Origin of the sequence: Candidatus Nanosynbacter sp. HMT-352, assembly GCF_022819385.1 — a bacterium.
Taxonomy (GTDB): Bacteria; Patescibacteriota; Saccharimonadia; order Saccharimonadales; family Saccharimonadaceae; genus Nanosynbacter.
In genome coordinates, this window is the sequence record NZ_CP089290.1 from 79,444 (window position 1) to 96,488 (window position 17,045).

Annotated in this window: 14 protein-coding genes and 1 tRNA gene; 2 read left to right on the top strand and 13 right to left on the bottom strand. The window is 43.3% G+C overall.

Annotated elements, in window-relative coordinates:
• Positions 1–30: 30 nt before the first annotated feature.
• The 8 genes from LRM44_RS00430 to LRM44_RS04185 all read right to left on the bottom strand — a co-directional run bounded on the left by LRM44_RS00430 (position 31) and on the right by LRM44_RS04185 (position 9,529).
• A complete protein-coding gene (locus tag LRM44_RS00430; protein WP_243804016.1) occupies positions 31–1,974 on the bottom strand; it encodes a hypothetical protein in 1,944 nt (647 codons plus the stop codon).
• Positions 1,971–2,633 (bottom strand): ferredoxin--NADP reductase, encoded by a 663-nt coding sequence (locus LRM44_RS00435; RefSeq protein WP_243804019.1) that lies wholly within the window; start codon positions 2,631–2,633, stop codon positions 1,971–1,973. Before LRM44_RS00435 ends, LRM44_RS00430 begins: the two co-directional genes overlap by 4 nt.
• Entirely contained in the window at positions 2,618–3,358 is a 741-nt protein-coding gene (locus LRM44_RS00440; RefSeq protein ID WP_243804021.1) for an anaerobic ribonucleoside-triphosphate reductase activating protein, read from the bottom strand. Before LRM44_RS00440 ends, LRM44_RS00435 begins: the two co-directional genes overlap by 16 nt.
• On the bottom strand, positions 3,309–5,435 hold the full coding sequence (locus LRM44_RS00445; protein ID WP_243804023.1) for a ribonucleoside triphosphate reductase: 2,127 nt from the start codon (positions 5,433–5,435) through the stop codon (positions 3,309–3,311). The genes LRM44_RS00440 and LRM44_RS00445 overlap by 50 nt, the downstream gene beginning before the upstream one ends.
• 185 nt (positions 5,436–5,620) lie before the next feature.
• The gene (locus tag LRM44_RS00450) at positions 5,621–6,622 is read right to left on the bottom strand and encodes an aminoglycoside phosphotransferase family protein (RefSeq protein ID WP_243804025.1); all 1,002 of its coding nucleotides are present in this window, start codon (positions 6,620–6,622) and stop codon (positions 5,621–5,623) included.
• Positions 6,623–6,646: 24 nt separating this feature from the next.
• Positions 6,647–7,651, bottom strand: a complete 1,005-nt coding sequence (locus tag LRM44_RS00455) for a class F sortase (protein ID WP_243804028.1) — start codon at positions 7,649–7,651, stop codon at positions 6,647–6,649.
• An 88-nt stretch (positions 7,652–7,739) separates the two neighbouring features.
• On the bottom strand, positions 7,740–9,308 hold the full coding sequence (locus LRM44_RS00460; RefSeq protein ID WP_243804031.1) for a hypothetical protein: 1,569 nt from the start codon (positions 9,306–9,308) through the stop codon (positions 7,740–7,742).
• 47 nt (positions 9,309–9,355) lie between these two features.
• The gene (locus LRM44_RS04185) at positions 9,356–9,529 is read right to left on the bottom strand and encodes a winged helix-turn-helix domain-containing protein (protein WP_445083026.1); all 174 of its coding nucleotides are present in this window, start codon (positions 9,527–9,529) and stop codon (positions 9,356–9,358) included.
• Between the two features lie 238 nt (positions 9,530–9,767).
• On the opposite strand from LRM44_RS04185, the gene LRM44_RS00465 reads away from it, so the two are divergent.
• On the top strand, positions 9,768–10,961 hold the full coding sequence (locus tag LRM44_RS00465) for a glycoside hydrolase family 16 protein (RefSeq protein WP_243804033.1): 1,194 nt from the start codon (positions 9,768–9,770) through the stop codon (positions 10,959–10,961).
• Positions 10,962–11,202: 241 nt separating this feature from the next.
• The gene (locus LRM44_RS00470) at positions 11,203–12,867 is read left to right on the top strand and encodes a family 16 glycosylhydrolase (protein ID WP_243804036.1); all 1,665 of its coding nucleotides are present in this window, start codon (positions 11,203–11,205) and stop codon (positions 12,865–12,867) included.
• Positions 12,868–12,931: 64 nt separating this feature from the next.
• Here the strand turns inward: LRM44_RS00470 and LRM44_RS00475 are convergent, their stop codons facing one another.
• From LRM44_RS00475 to LRM44_RS00495, 5 genes are all read right to left on the bottom strand, one after another.
• Entirely contained in the window at positions 12,932–13,363 is a 432-nt protein-coding gene (locus LRM44_RS00475; RefSeq protein ID WP_243804038.1) for a hypothetical protein, read from the bottom strand.
• A gap of 29 nt (positions 13,364–13,392) precedes the next feature.
• On the bottom strand, positions 13,393–16,038 hold the full coding sequence (locus LRM44_RS00480) for a mannosyltransferase YkcB-related protein (RefSeq protein ID WP_243804041.1): 2,646 nt from the start codon (positions 16,036–16,038) through the stop codon (positions 13,393–13,395).
• 65 nt (positions 16,039–16,103) lie between these two features.
• Positions 16,104–16,481: a hypothetical protein gene (locus tag LRM44_RS00485; protein WP_243804043.1), complete on the bottom strand. Its 378-nt coding sequence runs from the start codon at positions 16,479–16,481 to the stop codon at positions 16,104–16,106.
• A 101-nt stretch (positions 16,482–16,582) separates the two neighbouring features.
• A tRNA-Asn gene (locus LRM44_RS00490) sits at positions 16,583–16,657 on the bottom strand.
• 41 nt (positions 16,658–16,698) lie between these two features.
• The gene (locus LRM44_RS00495) at positions 16,699–17,031 is read right to left on the bottom strand and encodes a LexA family protein (RefSeq protein ID WP_243804045.1); all 333 of its coding nucleotides are present in this window, start codon (positions 17,029–17,031) and stop codon (positions 16,699–16,701) included.
• Positions 17,032–17,045: the final 14 nt, after the last annotated feature.

Genomic DNA, 17,045 nt, shown 5'->3' on the forward strand with positions numbered 1-17,045 from the left:
CTATTTATCGCTTACACCACGCAAAGATCATCAGCTATTCGGAATCGCTCTAGCTTGTCGGCCGCGCGCCACACACATCGCCACCACCAACACACCAACCAGCCGCGATACCAATGATGAGTCATCCGCAGCCGATTGAGTCATTGTCACTAACCCCTCTTCTGGATTTAGCGTACTATCGTCTGACCATAAACCAGATGATGGATGGGCATTCATCAGCAAATCATCACCATTCGCGACACTTTCTTCGCCATTATAGACACAATCATCCAGAATATCGTTAAGTTCTGCTTTCTCTCCGGACAAGTTGATGCCTGATTTTATGTCACTAACATCCATAATTACACTTTCAATTTCATCATCACTGCGCAGCAAATCGCTTTTTTCCGATATTTTCACAAACTCCTCACGAAGCACGAGACATTCCTCTGGAATTTTCGTTGCCACCTCGTCCGACTCAACATCAAGTGTTGGCTCAATAATCGGTGAGGTGGAAATAATTACTTGTTCCACTGGCTCAGAGTCATCAGTTTCTCCACGCACTGTAATCGTTTCTACCGGCAGCGCAATCGTCACTGCTTCAGCAGAAGACGCTTCCGACTCTACTACTGGGGACTCCTGCCGTTCGATAAAGAAAACCGCATCTTCTTCAGCCCAAAAATCATTATCCTTACCATGACTACGCTCTATCGCCGTACCACTATAGTCAAGTTGCTCAATTGACAAGACCTGTGTATCAGTGAAAATTTGATCCGCCGCCAATATGTCAATCTCCTCGTTTGGAGGATCAACCTTAGCTTCATCAACTATTGCGGTATCAACCAGCCGCTCATTATCAACAATGTCAGTCGATTCGACAGAATTATTATAATCCGGCGTCGCATCTATATTAATCTCGTTAGATTGAATGTATATTGGTGCTTTCGTACCAGAATTGTCAATTGGTCCCGTAATCGCAGATTTATCCGCCCCTACTGCATCAAATTGTGCTGCCAAGTGCTGCTGCTCGGAAATTGACGTAAAAGCACTTTCATCATTTTCTGCTGCTCGGCTCGGCTCAGACTCTACAACCTTAGCGGCAATCTTATTATCGCTAGTCGCAGGGTAAACAGTTTCATGTTCCAGCGAATTGCTATTATCATCAACGGTTTGGGTGTTCTTATCTATCACTACCGATACCGGCGCATTTTCCGTCTTTGTCGGCGCATCTAAGGACTCTGGTGCCGGCTTCTTGCTGTCATTATGCACTGCGTCAGAAATAGAATCAATAATGTGCGGCTTCATCTCCACCGAAGGACTGACCACCCCTATCTTCTCAATGCCCACATCCTCGCCCGAAGCTTCAACCGCCTGGTTAGTCGAAGTTTTATCTTCTCGTTCCTGCGGTATGAGTTTCTCAGTTGACTTATTTGTTTTAGTTGTCAAATCTATGGGCTTCGCCTCTGATACCACTGGCTCAGGTGCTTTTTTAATAATAGGCTCTTGATAATCGGTAGACTCTGAATATCCCGCCAACACCAATTCTCCGCGTCCATTTTCATCCAGACTATCGAAATCATCTGGAGCCAATAGTCTATCCAAATAGCTTTGTTTTGGTGTCATTTCCAACAAATTAGGAATCGCCTCTTCATCCGCAGAATTCATATCATCAGATACATTCTCCTGTCTTTCCGACTCCTGTTTCATGACTAACGCCTGAGGTTTTACGCACTGACTAAGAAATGGGCAGCCAACACATGTCGCACATGCCGTTTGACCAATTGACACTGATACTTTCTCGGTAGAAGGTAACTCTGCTTCACCGCTAGCTACCGCCACCAAATCAAACCGACCTACACCATCAGTCACTTCTTCACCAACACTAGACGAAAAATCCTCGCTAATATTGCCATCTCTCAGCGACAAAAACACATCAAAATCATCACCATCAATTACTGTCGATGATAATTCTACTGTAGTCGTCACCCCAATCATTGCTCAAAAAACGTCTCCGTTGAAATCTTCAATTCACTTACGCCGGCGGCGGATAATTTTTGCCAAACATCTCTAACAAATGGCAAACTTCCACAGACCAAAAAATGCGCATCTTCTGGCGTTTCGTGAACAATTTTTTCCACATTAAATCGACCGTTAAACCAACCATCTTTTTCCTCAATCTGCTGGCGAGTACTGAACTTCTTCACTTTAATATTTGACGCCGCTAGCTCATTTCCAAAAACCATATATTCTGGCGATTTTTGGCTAAAATATAAAAACGTCGGCTGACTAGAACTTGCCATAACACTCCAAATTGGACTAAGCCCACAGCCCGCAGCAATTCCGACCAAAGGACTTTCTGTTTGCGGATTAAAATCGCCATAAGCGTGGCTAATTTGTAATTTATCGCCAACATTCCGTGAACATAAATAGCTAGAAAATTCACCACCAACATTCTTCACAGTAATTGATATTAGCTCATCGTCAGGAGTAGAAGAAATGCTATAAGCCTTCCCTTCACGCACGCTGCTACCATCAATAAAAACCGTAATATATTGTCCGGCGGTAAAGTCGAACGGTCGCGCAAAATATAACGTCTTCACTTCAGGATTTTCCTGACGGACGCGCACAATTTCAACCTCTAATGAATCACGCATTCTCCAACGTACCTTTCCATTATTTTCTGAGCTTCTCTAAATTCTTCGTCAGTAAAAGTGTGGTAATTCGCAAACTTTGGACTAATTGTCGTGCCTGTGCGAAAATGCTGCAAGGCAAATCTCTTCGCGCCCTTGACCAGCTCGCCAATCTTCTCAAAATCGCTAACTTCTAGTTGCTCGCGGACAATTGTCGTACGGAATTCGTGACCAATTCCCGAATCAATCATCAACCGAACATTCTCCTTAATCGCCTCCAAATCAATCGGTCGCGCCGCAATCTCAACATATTTTTCCAGCGGACCTTTTACATCCATCGCAATAAAGTCGATCAGCCCTTCTTCGACCATTCCGCGAACTATATCTGGATGCGTGCCGTTGGTATCCAATTTAATATCAAAACCAAGTTTCTTAATCATCCGACATAACTCCGGCAAATCTTCGTTTACCGTTGGCTCACCGCCAGAAATCACCACGCCGTCCAACCGACCAACTCGCGATTTTAGAAATATCATCACTTCATCAACTGGAAGGCTCGGCACTAACCGTTCAGGCAATACCAATTCAGGATTATGGCAATAACCACAGCGCATATTGCAACCAGAGAGAAACAGAGCTGCCGCCACGTGCCCTGGATAATCCACGAGCGACAGCTTCTGAATTCCACCGATTGACACCTTAAGCTGCCGCGACGGCGCTAAGTCGCTGGTGTTCGGCGGCATCGTCATAATGCTCCCTCATTTCAAATTCCGCTTGCTTGCCCTTATTCCATTGAGAAACTGGACGCAAGAAACCAACCACACGTGAGTAAACTTCAGTCGCTTCACCACACTTTGGACATTCTGGATGCTCACCAACAATATAGCCGTGATTCTTACAAATTGAGAAGCTTGGGCTGAACGTAAAGTATGGCAATTTGTAATTTTCGCAAATTGTCTTCACCAATTTTTTCAAAGTTTGCGGATCATCCATGCGCTCACCTAAGAAGAAGTGAATCACCGTGCCGCCCGTGTATTTGGTTTGCAAATTGTCCTGAAGATCCATCAACTCAAACAAATCGTCCGTGTAATTAACTGGCAAGTGGCTAGAGTTGGTATAAAACGGACATTTAACTTCCGCGCCAATTCCGTTGGCAAAGTGTGCTCGATCTGGGAAGCTGGCTTTATCAAGTTGTGCCAATCGATAAGTTGTGCCTTCAGCTGGTGTTGCCTCAAGATTGTAATTATTGCCAGTTTCCTTCTGATATTCCACCAAACGATCACGCATAAAATCAAGCGTTTTCTCAGCAAAAGCCTTACCTTTTTCCGTGCCAATATCAACGCCCAGCAAATTAAGCGCCGCCTCATTTGTGCCGATCAAACCGATAGTTGAAAAATGGTTCTTCCAATATTGATTGAAGCGTTGCTTAATGTTTCGCAAATAAAACTTGGTGTACGGATACAAATTAGCGTCGGTCAATCGCTCCAAAACTTTACGCTTGGTTTCCAAACTGTCTTTTGCCATATCCATAAGTTCAGCCAATCCATTAAAGAATTCTTTTTCGTTCTTGGATTTTAGCGCCAGTCGCGGCAAGTTTATCGTTACCACACCGACCGAACCGGTCATTGGGTTTGAACCAAACAGTCCACCGCCACGATATTCCAATTGACGATTATCAATTCGCAATCGACAGCACATCGAGCGCGCATCTTCTGGATCCATGTCGGAATTAATAAAGTTTGAGAAGTACGGAATGCCGTATTTAGCGCTAGCCTCCCACAAACTTTCAATCACCGGATTGTCCCAATTGAAGTCCTTGGTGATATTAACTGTTGGGATCGGGAACGTAAAGACTCGACCATTAGCGTCGCCTTCAGAAAGAACCTCCAGCAGCGCCTTGTTTAGCATATTCATTTCTTCTTGATATTCGCCATAAGTCGTGTCCTGCATTTCGCCACCAATAATCACTGGATTATCTGCCATATGCTTTGGACATTCAAGGTCAAGTGTAATGTTGGTAAACGGCGTCTGAAAACCAACACGAGTCGGCACATTAACATTAAAGACGAATTCTTGAATAGCCTGTTTTACTTCTTCATAGCTCAATTTATCGGCGCGAATAAACGGTGCTAATAGTGTATCAAAATCAGAAAAAGCCTGCGCACCAGCCGCTTCGCCCTGTAATGTATAAAAGAAGTTCACGACTTGACCAAGCGCTGATCGGAAATGCTTAGCCGGCTTAGAGGCAACCTTACCAGCAACGCCAGTAAATCCTTCTTGTAATAAGTCAGTCAAGTCCCAACCAACACAATAAACGCTTAGCAAGTTAAGGTCGTGAATGTGCAAGTCGCCTTCTTTGTGAGCTTGTCCAATCTTCGATGTATAAATCTTATCCAGCCAGTAAGTCTTCGTAATTTCCGCTGAAACATAGTTATTCAAACCCTGAAGACTGTAGCCCATATTAGAGTTTTCATTAACTTTCCAGTCCAAATTTTCCAGATATTTATCAATCAAATCAACGTGTGCATTAGAGGTAATTTCGCGCAATTTTTTATGCTGATCGCGGTAAATAATGTACGCCTTTGCAGTCTTCTTAAACTTAGAGTCAATCAACGCATCCTCAACAATGTCCTGAATATCTTCAACGCTTGGTAGACGCTTTTGGTTACGAGTTTCCAAAACTCCCAAAACCTTGTCGGTCAATTCAACTGCTTGAGCGGCGTCAAATTCACCAGTTTCCAGTCCTGCTTTTTCAATTGCTTTTTCAATTTTTTTCCGATCAAATTTAGCAGTTCGACCGTCGCGTTTTTTAATTGATTTATACATTCCCCCTCCTTGTTTATAAAAATAGCAAACTAGCCCAACCTCTCCAGTGGGCGCATGTTGCAAAAAACGTTATTTATTTTCTAAAACACCATATGTAGTGCTTAATATTGAATATACACGCGATATATAGCGTCTGTCAATGAAAGTACATTGTATTATTTACATTTATGATTTCTTTACATAGATTACAATAAATCATAAGCAACAGCCGCTGATAACGCCTGCATTTGACGAAGATTATCACCCGGCTTGAGTGATGGCTTGAGGCTACGTATAAGGAAAAATCCGACAAATGACGCCAGCATTTCCGCGTTCAACTCACCTAGCCACGGCGTTACGTCATGGCCATGGCGCGCCACATCAACCAGAAATTCTGTCGCACCAGAGCCCTGGGGCGCATAGGAAGCCCAGTTCCAGTCAACCAACTTCAACTCGCCAGTTTGCGGATTAAATGCCAAATTGTCACTACGAACATCCGAATGATTAAAGCAATCTTCCGTCTGCTTGGCAAATTCTTTAGCGCGCACCGAAATATCAATTAACTCATCGCGCTTTTCTAACAGCTCAATTATAGCCTGACAACGCCACTGATTAATCTCCAACTGATTTGGCAATAGTTTTTGATAGTTATCAATCAACCGACGACGAATATCAGCGTCAGCAATAATCTGATCAATCCCATCATCTAAACCAAGCTCTCTCGCCGCAAACGGTTGTAGTTGCAATTCTTCAATCAACTCCTGTGGCAATTTTATTTTTTCCAACTCTTGAACCGCGGTTATCACCGTCGAAATATAACGTTCCGCGACAGAGTTATCCGTTGGAGGTTGCCACAACCACCCATCTGACGAAGCGTAACTGCTCGTCATCAACACGTAACCGTCATCAGCTAATTTAGTCCAATCAGCAACATATTGCGGATAAGTTTTCTGCAACAAGCGCGTTACTGCATAATCTTTTTTTAGCCAGCCTAATTCCCGCTCACCCTCATCCGACAATAAATTAGCATCAACTTCTTTAACGAAAATCGTTCGATCGCCAGACGACACTAATGCTCGACGATTAAGCGAAAAGCCGCCACTTACTGGCGTGATCCGTAATTCAGATGAATCAACGTTCAGCTCCGTCGCCGCACACCGCAAAGCTCTGTCGGTTAATAATTTATCGTGATCTGGCAATGTCTTCATGCGTAAATTATAACACCAGACAACTTAAATCCGCTTAGTAAATACCATCACTCGACGATCACGAGTTTGGGAATTTTTTATCCATTCCCCTGCGCACGTCATCAAATTCAGACCCTCAGATACGCCATCAGCTGGCCGAATAAAACTATTCATATCCACATCAGATAATTTAACTGTTTGTTTTTTTATCACCTGATAACGCAGTATTTTACCGTCGCCACGCTCGACACTAATCGTATCACCGGTATTTAGAGATTCTAGTTTATTAAAAATTCCACCCAATGTTGTACCGGACGCATGCCCAATAATTATTGATGCGCCTAACTGACCTGGCTTAACACTGCCGGTATACCATCCAGCATCAAAGATGTTGACAGGTGACTGCATTGAACCGTCCGAATTGACGCTCATTTGCAAAACCCTAGCCTTAACCCCCAACTTCTCAATGGTGATGACTCGCGGCAAATCTGCAGCAACCCTATATTTGGCAATAGCATCATTAGATACTTTAGTTTCATCTTTACCTTCACTACTTCTACGATCATTAGAATCATCGCTGCGTGCTGTTACTGGCGCCCCATTAACGGCGTTCTTTATTCGACTATTCAACAGCCAAGAATCAACAAATGAATATATCGAGATTGTCAATAGAATAACTGCAATTACGCCAGGAAGCTTTTTACGAAAATTACCGCCTAAAATATTTCGCAAAGATTGCTTAATATATCTATGCTTACTACCCCGAAAATCACCGGCAAACACAGACTCTCCATAGATATCTAGCAAGCGGGCTGCTCGAGTCAGTTTTTTATTAATTAGCGTAGGTTTCTTTGATTTTATACACTGCCGAGGCTGTTTTGTTTTAGTCGACACAGAATGATGAGTAATATTCGCAGCATGCTTCATATTCACACTATCAGTCACATTTACAACAATATCACTCATCAGCCTGCGTCGCGGTACAACCACTCGACCCCTAGCCTTTGGCGGTGTCTGTAAATTGCGTATATTTCGTTCTCCCCGTACCATATCTACCTCATTGTAGCCAACAGGCACGCTCTGCGTCAAACCGCTTATGGCGTGCCTGTCGATTTTTTTAAGCCTTTACTTCGGCTCTTTACTTCTTACTAAGACTCTTTCGCTTTGTTACGAATAGTAGAGCGGCTGCTGAAACTACTCCAGCTATGGCCCCAATCAAATTAACAGACAATTTTTCACCACCTGTATTTGGAGCTTTTGGAGCTTTTGAGTCATTCTGTGCCGTCAGTACAACATCATTACCGTCACCGCCAACATAACTAATCTTGAAGGTTGCGCCGCTTACAGTTACCTCTGCACCTTCCGGTAAGTCCTTAAACGTTCCCTGGACAGGGTTAGTGCCGTTGTTGCTGACGATCGTAAAGGTATCGCCCTTCTTAATGACACCACCAGCCAAGTATGTTAAGTCTAGACTACCATTTAGATGAACATCATGCGCAACAATCTGATCATAGTGATCCTTGTTTAAGATTTCCGCCTTATATACACCGGTATTCTTTAGATAGAAGTTTTCCAGTACAGTAATTTTACCTGGTGAGTTGCCCGGAGCAACAACACCTGATACATAAAGACTCTTTACCGTAGCGTCACCGCCGAACACGCCGCCCTCATTAACAGATACATCAGAACGACTGCCATTTAGTAAAACTGTTTCACCTTTTTTAACAGTCACAGACTCATCAGGTTTGTCGCCGTCTAGTTGTATTGTTTTAGCTTCATGGTCATTACCATACTGACCATTCGGGGTGCCGCTGGTATTTTCTGAAGATTCAACTAGTACTGTACCTTCATTATCTTTATGAGCAACCAGCTTACCAGGACCGCTAAGTTTACCTGTGATTTTTAATGTAGTATTTGAACTTAACCGATATTCAACATCACCGTTAAGTACGATATCACCAGACAGAACAGTCGTTGCGTTCAAACCAACATTGGCAGATCTTTGACAATGTACTCCATGAGAAATCATCGAGCCATTTTCAAAAGTGATTTTACTAGAACTTGTCTCAGTGTTATAAGAACTAATCCCTAACTGGCCTTTATTTTTAACCAAGATACTATTAGCGCCATCTAGCGACACACTAGCATTTTCTCCGACAATTTTTTCTGCAGCTTTTATAGAAAAATCTATATCATTACATCCAGCATTAGTAACCTCAAAACGGCTTATTGTCGGTTTGCTGTCAAATCTACCATCAAATCCATTCGATTTCAGGCTTGACAGGCCAGTGACAGCGCCAGTAACATGAACGCTAGGGGCTTTATATATATCTCCACTATCGATACTGGTATAACCTCCAGTAAATTCAGCATCTGGCGTAAATCGCATCGTATCAATACTATAGTAGGTGCATGACTTATTATCAGAACTATCTAGCTTTTTAAGCTCTAAACCTGACAGAGTTACCGTTAAATCATTCTGAATGTTTTCATTAGGACTATCAATACACTTAAATACCAACTTAGAACCTTCTGTTGGTACTTGACCTTCTTTCCAGTTACCAGCGGTTGACATTTTATGGTCACCAGCTGAGCCAGTCCACGTAAATGAAGCTGGCGCAGCACTTACCGGCGAATGAAGCGCCACTATGCCAACAATAGCCGCCACCGACGCGGCGCCGATTATTTTAGTATAAGAAACACTCATTTTGTTTCCCTCCCATACACGTTTGTGTTTTAATTTAATTTGTGACTTCACAATATCATTACTAAATGAGCTTTACAAGCATAATTGTATAAAATACAACAAAAAACTATATATTCTATCTGTTCTTTCGATAAAACCTTACCTTTGTTCCGCATCAAATATTCCAGAACACCATATTCCTTAGCGGTCAAGTTAATCTCCTGCGAGGTCATCGTCGCCATAGGTTTGTTGTTAAATTAACTTGTTCTCATTTATACCTTTTTCATGGTAATTATTCCTCTAATTAATGCTATTTATATAGTAAATAATGGTTCTTTAATTTTGCTGTAAAATTGACTATTCTTCTTTTATTTTTATAATGCTTGTTGTTATAATTGGTGTCTAACATAAATTTAAGGGGAGTGTATGTTAATAAGAAAACGCTTTTTAAATACAAAAGTTAAAATATTAACCGGCATAATGATAGCTGGATTAGTTGTCAGTGGATCACTACTTACCTTGCCAACCGTACAAGCTAAGAATACTGTTAGCGATGATTATCCACTAAATGATAGCGCCAACTGGAATCAAGAGCCTGTTTGGCGTGATGAATTTAATGGCACGTCATTAGACGCAGAATCTTGGAATGTGCGCAGTGGCGGATGGGGTGCGAACCACGTTCAAAGTTGCTATAGAAATAGAGAAGAAAACGTGAATGTTAAAGATGGCAGTCTAAATCTGGTTGGGTTATATAAGCCAGGCGAAAAGTGTAGTGGCAATGAAAAAAGCGGCAATTTCACCTCTGGATTCGTAGAAACGAAGGGCAAAAAAGCTTGGACTTACGGCTATATTGAGGCGCGCATAAAAATGCCAAATAATAAGAGTACTTGGCCTGGTTTTTGGATGAGCCCTAATGGATCTACATACGGCAGCTGGCCTCGCAGTGGTGAAATTGACATCGTGGAAACTAAAGGCTCTAACTTAAATTACGCCGCCGCAGACGCTCACTGGGGACTTTCAACAGGCAATAAAAAACATGCTCAAGGTAGAGATTTGCCAGCTGTATTTAAAGATACTACAGAGTGGCACACTTACGGCGTAAAATGGACTGAAGGAAAATTGGAATATTACATTGACGGTGTAAAGTTCCACACCGTCAACGGATTCGGTCAGCCAAACGCAGCAGACACGCCTTACGGTCCATTCGACAAGCCATTCTTCTTGCGTCTTAACTTAGCAATCGGTGGTGACTACATTGACGGTCAAGGTAGTAAATGGTCAAACGCTTACAATGCCCTAGCTAAATATCCAAAGTCATTCCCAGCAACTATGTCAATCGATTACGTCCGTGTATACGAAAGACGAACAGCTAAGGAAGTCAATGTACCAGATAACAATTTGCGCACCCAACTTAATAAAAAACTGTCAACAGTACTTAGTACTAATCGTAAAGACGATCAAAAAATTACTGACGTAGAGTTGGAAAAATTGACAGATCTTAACTTGGATGCAGCCGACAACGCGTCAGAAGCAGATAAGATTCACGATATAACGGGATTAGAGGCAGCTAAAAACCTTAAGACTTTATCTCTTAAGAACAACTCTGTCTTCGACCTAAGAGCAGTTTCTAACATCAAATCTCTAAAGTCAATAAACCTAACGATTAATCGCTAATTAGCTTAGGCGTTTATAGGAAAATTGCCATCTCATTATGGGACGGCAATTTTTTTATTACAGCCGAAACTTCAGCATTCGACACCTCTATAATTCTGTTGTTAAAATAACAATATACTAAACTTTACTTTTATTCCGCTTATTGTTATAGTGGTGTTAAATATCAAAATATTGGGAGAGATAAAAAATGTTAATAAAAAAACGTTTTTTAAATACAAAGTTTAAGGCGGTAACTGGATTAATGATAGCTACAGCTATTATTAGTGGATCGATATTCACCCTACCTATAGACAATGCCAAAAGCGCAGGAAGTCCATATCCGCCAACAGATAGTGAATATGAGAAAGTCTGGTCAGACGAGTTTAATGAAGGTTCATTAGACACGAATGTGTGGTCTCCATACATAGGAGGCTGGAACGCTAGTGAGGTTCAGGGGTGCTATACAGGCTCCGCGGAAAATATAAACGTCAGTGGAGGTAGCCTAAATCTGATCGGTCTATATAAACCAGGCGTAACCTGTAATAAGGGCAAAAATAAAGATTTTACCTCTGGATTTATAGAAACAAGAGACAAGAAAACCTGGACTTACGGATATTTTGAGGCTCGAATAAAAATGCCAAATAATAAGAGCACCTGGCCAGCATTCTGGATGAGCCCTAATGAAAAAAGATACGGCGACGGGTGGCCTATGAATGGCGAAATCGACATCGTAGAAACAAAGGGCTCTGATTTGGACTATGCTGCCGCGGATGCACACTGGGGAAAATCCATAACCAATAAGACACACAAGAACAGCCACAAATCGGACCTACCGGCAGGCTTTTCAAATACTACTGACTGGCATACATATGGAGTAAAATGGACCGAAGGAAAGCTAGAATACTTCATTGATGGAAAAAGCTATCATACAGTTGAAGGATTTGGTCAACCAAATGCCGCAAACACACCGCACGGACCATTCGACGTACCATTCTTCCTGCGTCTTAACATGGCAATTGGCGGTACTTATATCGACGGCCCTGGTGGTAAATGGTCGAATGCCTACAATGTCGTAGCAGAAGAACCAGGCACATTCCCTGCAACTATGTCAGTTGACTACGTTCGTGTATATCAAAAGCGAGAGCCTAAAGAGGTTGAAGTCAAAGACACGGAACTGCGCAAGCTGCTCAATGAAAAACTAGGAGAAAAACTTGGTACAACTCGTGCGGCAGATCAAAAAATTACTGACGTAGAGTTGGAAAAATTGACAGATCTTAACTTAGATAACTCAAACATTACCAACCTAACTGGAATAGAAGCCGCCAAGAATCTTAAGAATTTGTCGTTAAATCACAACTCAATCTCAAATCTAAGCCCACTGGCTGGACTGACTTCTCTGAAAACTCTATCACTTAAAGAAAACAAGATTACAGATATAAGCCCACTGGCTGGACTGACTTCTCTAACTTCACTGAATCTTGAAGACCAGCGAGCTAATGCTAAACCTAACGACAAATCGTTTGCTTCACCATTGAGAGATTTGGCAGGAAACGTAGTTTCCGTGACCAACTCAGCAGACGTTATTAACGACACAGCGACTCCTGGAAACATTCAGTTGCTATCACTGCCAGCCAACGGAGCATCCACTATCATGAATACCCCTTGGACAAGAAGCGTAACAATCGGGGCAGTTTCAGCTACGTTTAGCGGTACTCTAGCCATTGACACATCAGCAATCCCTAGAGCGGTTCAGCCACAACCTCAGCCACAGCCACAGCCTGCTAGTCCATCAGCTGCCGCCCACAATCCAGCTAATAAGCCTCAAAATGCTGTAAGTGGTCTACTCGCAAACACAGGATTTAATGTCTTCTTAGGTGTTGTCGCCACTCTAGCATTAGTTGCTGCAGGACTATTAATTCTACGCTAACCTGCAACTACATAAAATTACCACCCCGTGATGAGGTGGTAATTTTTTATTGAGGAGTTGGTTTTTATTGTCGAGAGGATTGAGAAGTTGGTTGCGGTGCTACGCCAGACTGTGAAGCGTCTGATGGCGGCGTGTTAGTTGTGTTATTTCGAGCTGACGGAGTTTGCCCAACTGAAGATGAGCCCGATTGTCCTGATTGATCAGATTGAGCTTGAGACGTGCCGCCGTTTCCGCCAGATTGCTGCCTAGATCCGCCAGGACCGCCTTGAGATTGGCTCATCCCTGGAGGGCCACCAGCTTGCCCGCCCATTTGGCTTCCGCTCGAGCCGCCAACTTGCATACCCGCAACAAATCCCAGTCCACACAAAACCACGCCACCAATTGCTATTCCCATTGCCGCGCCGACGCTAATTGAGCGTTTTTCGTTCGAAGCGCTTTCCGAATTGTTAAAGATATTTTCTGGTGTTGTTTGAGATTCTTGATCTAATCTTTTCATAATAATTCTCCTTTGGTTAAATTTATTTCCTATGCAGATAGTTCGTATAATGTTACATCACTACCTCCATAATTAACGACTTTACCGTTTTTCTTAATCCAATTTGCGATTTCGCTATTTCCACCGTTTGGACCGCCACCATGACCGTGCGAGCTAGCGGCATAATATTTCAATTTACCGTCCGCCACCAATTGCTTAAATTGTTCAAGCGTGAGTGGCGTGTCACTGCCATTAAATCCGCCAATTGCCATGACTGGCTGACCGCTGGTTAGCTGAATTGCCGCCGATTCATTCGCGCTATCCACCGCCACCAACCAAGTCGCACCATTTTTGTTTTGTAAAAGATACTGAACCAACGCGCTGTCTGCCTGAGATTTTTCATTATTGCTTCCCTGCATCGCTGTTGAATTTGGACCCGCCGTCGGAATGCTGCCCGTATGCGTGACGTTGATAGTCGACAGCGTGTAAACAACCGGAGCAATCATACACGCAGCCACGGAGGTGATAATTGCCAGGTTCTGAAGCCAACGTTTCGGCATGTATAGATTGACCAATAGCCCAATCATACCGATAGCTCCCAGAACACCAACCGTCCACATTAGCCAAATCATCGTACCAGCGTAGCTAAGGATAATTATCACAATCGCCGCCGTCACACCGACCAGCATAGGCAAAATCCAAGCATACGACTTTCGTCTGATGTACGCGCCCCACAGAAACGGCGCGCCAATCCCAACCAGAGCCGCCACAGCCGGTGCCATAACCACCACGTAGTACGGATGAATTACGCCGCTAGTCATACTAAATATTACGATGTGAATGATCAGCCAAAGCATCCAGAATATCACCGCCGCTCGTCCACGATTAGTCCGCGGAGTCTTGCGTAAAATCCATAAGAGTAGTCCGCCGCTCGCTAATGCCAAGATTAGCAACCATGCAATGTTCGGCCCAAAATCGTTATTAAATATCCTAAATATTCCCGTTTGCCCGCCAAATCCAGTGCCGCCAGGACCATGACCGCCGCTAGGAGCGCCACCCATTCCGCCAGGGCTTGCTATTGCCATTCCACCACTCGGAGGAGTTCCGCCACCTCCGCCGCCGTGGCTTCCTAATAGCCGACCAAAACCGTTATAGCCAAAAATCAAACTCCAAATACTATTGTCATTCGTACTACCAACCCACGGTCGATTGCCAGATGGCGTCAGCCAAACAAGCACACTCCACCATAAAGTCGACACCGTCGTAATCACGCCCGCAAACATCAAATGTAGAAATCGCGTAACAATTGGCGGCTTGGCGAACGCTAGATAGACAATTACCATCGCAGGCAAAACCATCAAGCCCTGGAGCATTTTTGTATTAAATGCTAATCCCGTGAACAATCCCGCCAGACCAAGCCATAAAAGCGGACGCCTGCCCTCTAATGACCTGAGAAATGCGTAACCGCTGGCGGTGAGCATAAATGTCAAGATAGCGTCTGGATTATTAAATCCGAACATCAACGCCGCAACAGGAGTTAGCATTAATGTGACTGCGGAAATTATCGCGCTAGTAAAGCCGAATTGCCGTTTCACTGCCGAATATAACAACCAGACCGAACCGACGCCCGCTAATACGCTTGGTAGTAACATTGAAAAGCTGGAAAATCCAAACAGTCGAGCACTAAGTCCCATTATCATCGTCGCCAGTGGAGGTTTGTCGATTGAAACATAATTCGCCGCGTCCAAACTACCAAACAGCCACGCCGTCCAGTTTTGGTTTGCTGCCTGCACCGCCGCCGCGTAATAACTGTTCGCCATACCATTATGCATCGCGCCAAACATATACAACGCACCCGTCGCAATCAACAGAATCGGAAGAGCCATTTTCTCAAGCCACGAACGATTGTCCAATTCCTTATTAACTCGATGCAGCCCTTTTAAATCATCGACCGCAGTTTTTACAATCTTCACACGACTATCAGTATCCTCAATCCAAGTAACGGGTTGCTCGTGAATCGGCACGTCCGCGCGCTCCGTTTTAATCAAAAGTTCCGTGTCGAAGAACCATTCATTGTCCTTAATTTTTGGCAAAAATCTCTTCGCCACGTCACGACGAATTGCCTTAAATCCGCACTGCGCATCGCTAAATTTGGTGCGCGACGTCAATTTGATAATCTTGTTATAACACCGTGAAATAAACTCCCGCTTAAAACCGCGGCTAGTCTTTGATTTTTTCATCAATCGAGAACCAATAGCCACGCCAGCTTCGCCCGCCACAAGCGGCTGAATCATCGGTAGAAAATCATCCAAGCTAGTGGATAAATCGACATCCATATATGTCAGGATATCCGCCTGACTGCTTTGCCAAACCTGCTTTAATGCTCGCCCGCGACCGCGTTTAGCCAGCCTTACAACACGAACTGATTGATGATTTTGCGCCAAGTTTTTCGCTATTTTTAAAGTGTTATCTTGACTGCCATTATCCGCGATCGTTATTTGATAGCGATATGGCAAATTTTCCATCATATATTCGTCAATCGTTTCAATGCTGCTTTGAAGAATTTTCTCCTCGTTCAGCACCGGCACGACTATGTCGACAAATGGATTAACTATCGCCCGAAACGGCGATGGACTAGAATCGGACGTAATAAGTCGCGACCTAGCTAATGGTTGAGATGTGGTTATTGCTCTCATGCAAACCACTATAAACAAGCGTTCTGTAAAAATGCTTTAAGACATCTGCAAATATCTCAGAGCGTTTACATACCATCAAAGACCAATAAAACTACATCGTTATCTACGCCATTAACGCCCAGCTCTATAAACCTCATCAAATCATCTATCTGCTTAACGACGCCAGCCTCTCGCCTCTCTTCCGCTAACTTTCGTATCTCTGGCAATTCATTCTCTACTAGCCGAACATATGAGTAGCCGTCTACAGCGGTATGTCCATAAAGATCAACATGCGCAATCACTGGAAATCGCCGTTCAAAATCTCCAGCGCTCTCCGTCGAACTGCTAGCAAAGTTAAAAATATTCTTTAAGTCACTACTCTTTGGACCGCTCTTAAAATCATCCCGTAAACATTGGCTAGAAAGAAATCTAGCCCACATACCATCACAATAAGTGTTATTCATAGTCATTATTATCTCACCTATTCCGCGATATTATAAATATATAACCGCAAAATCAATAAAAAAGACCTCAACTATACTTGTTGAAGTCTTAAAATTCGATTTGGCTCCGGCAGCTGGGCTCGAACCAGCGACCTATTGGTTAACAGCCAACCGCTCTACCACTGAGCTATGCCGGAATATGTCTTGTATTATAGCGAGTTTTTGAATAGTTGTAAAGTTACTGACGGACAATTTCCAATGCTTTTTTTAAAATCTCCACTTCCGAGCGTGATTTTTCGTCATCTTCAGCTTCTCTCTTCTTAATTTCTTTCGCTAAATTTTGCCACCAAACTTCTTTTTTCTCACTACTCAGCGTCAAAGATCTAACTTCGCCATCCTGCTTCTCCAAAAATCCCGCAACCACCAAATTATCAACATGTTTTGCTACCGTCGATACCGATTTATAGCCCAAGGCGCGCATAATTTCCCGAAGCGTCGGACTGTAGCCATTGCCCTTTATAAATCCATCGATAAAATCCAACATTATTTTTTGCTTTTTCGTCAGTTTCATATCTAAAGTATACA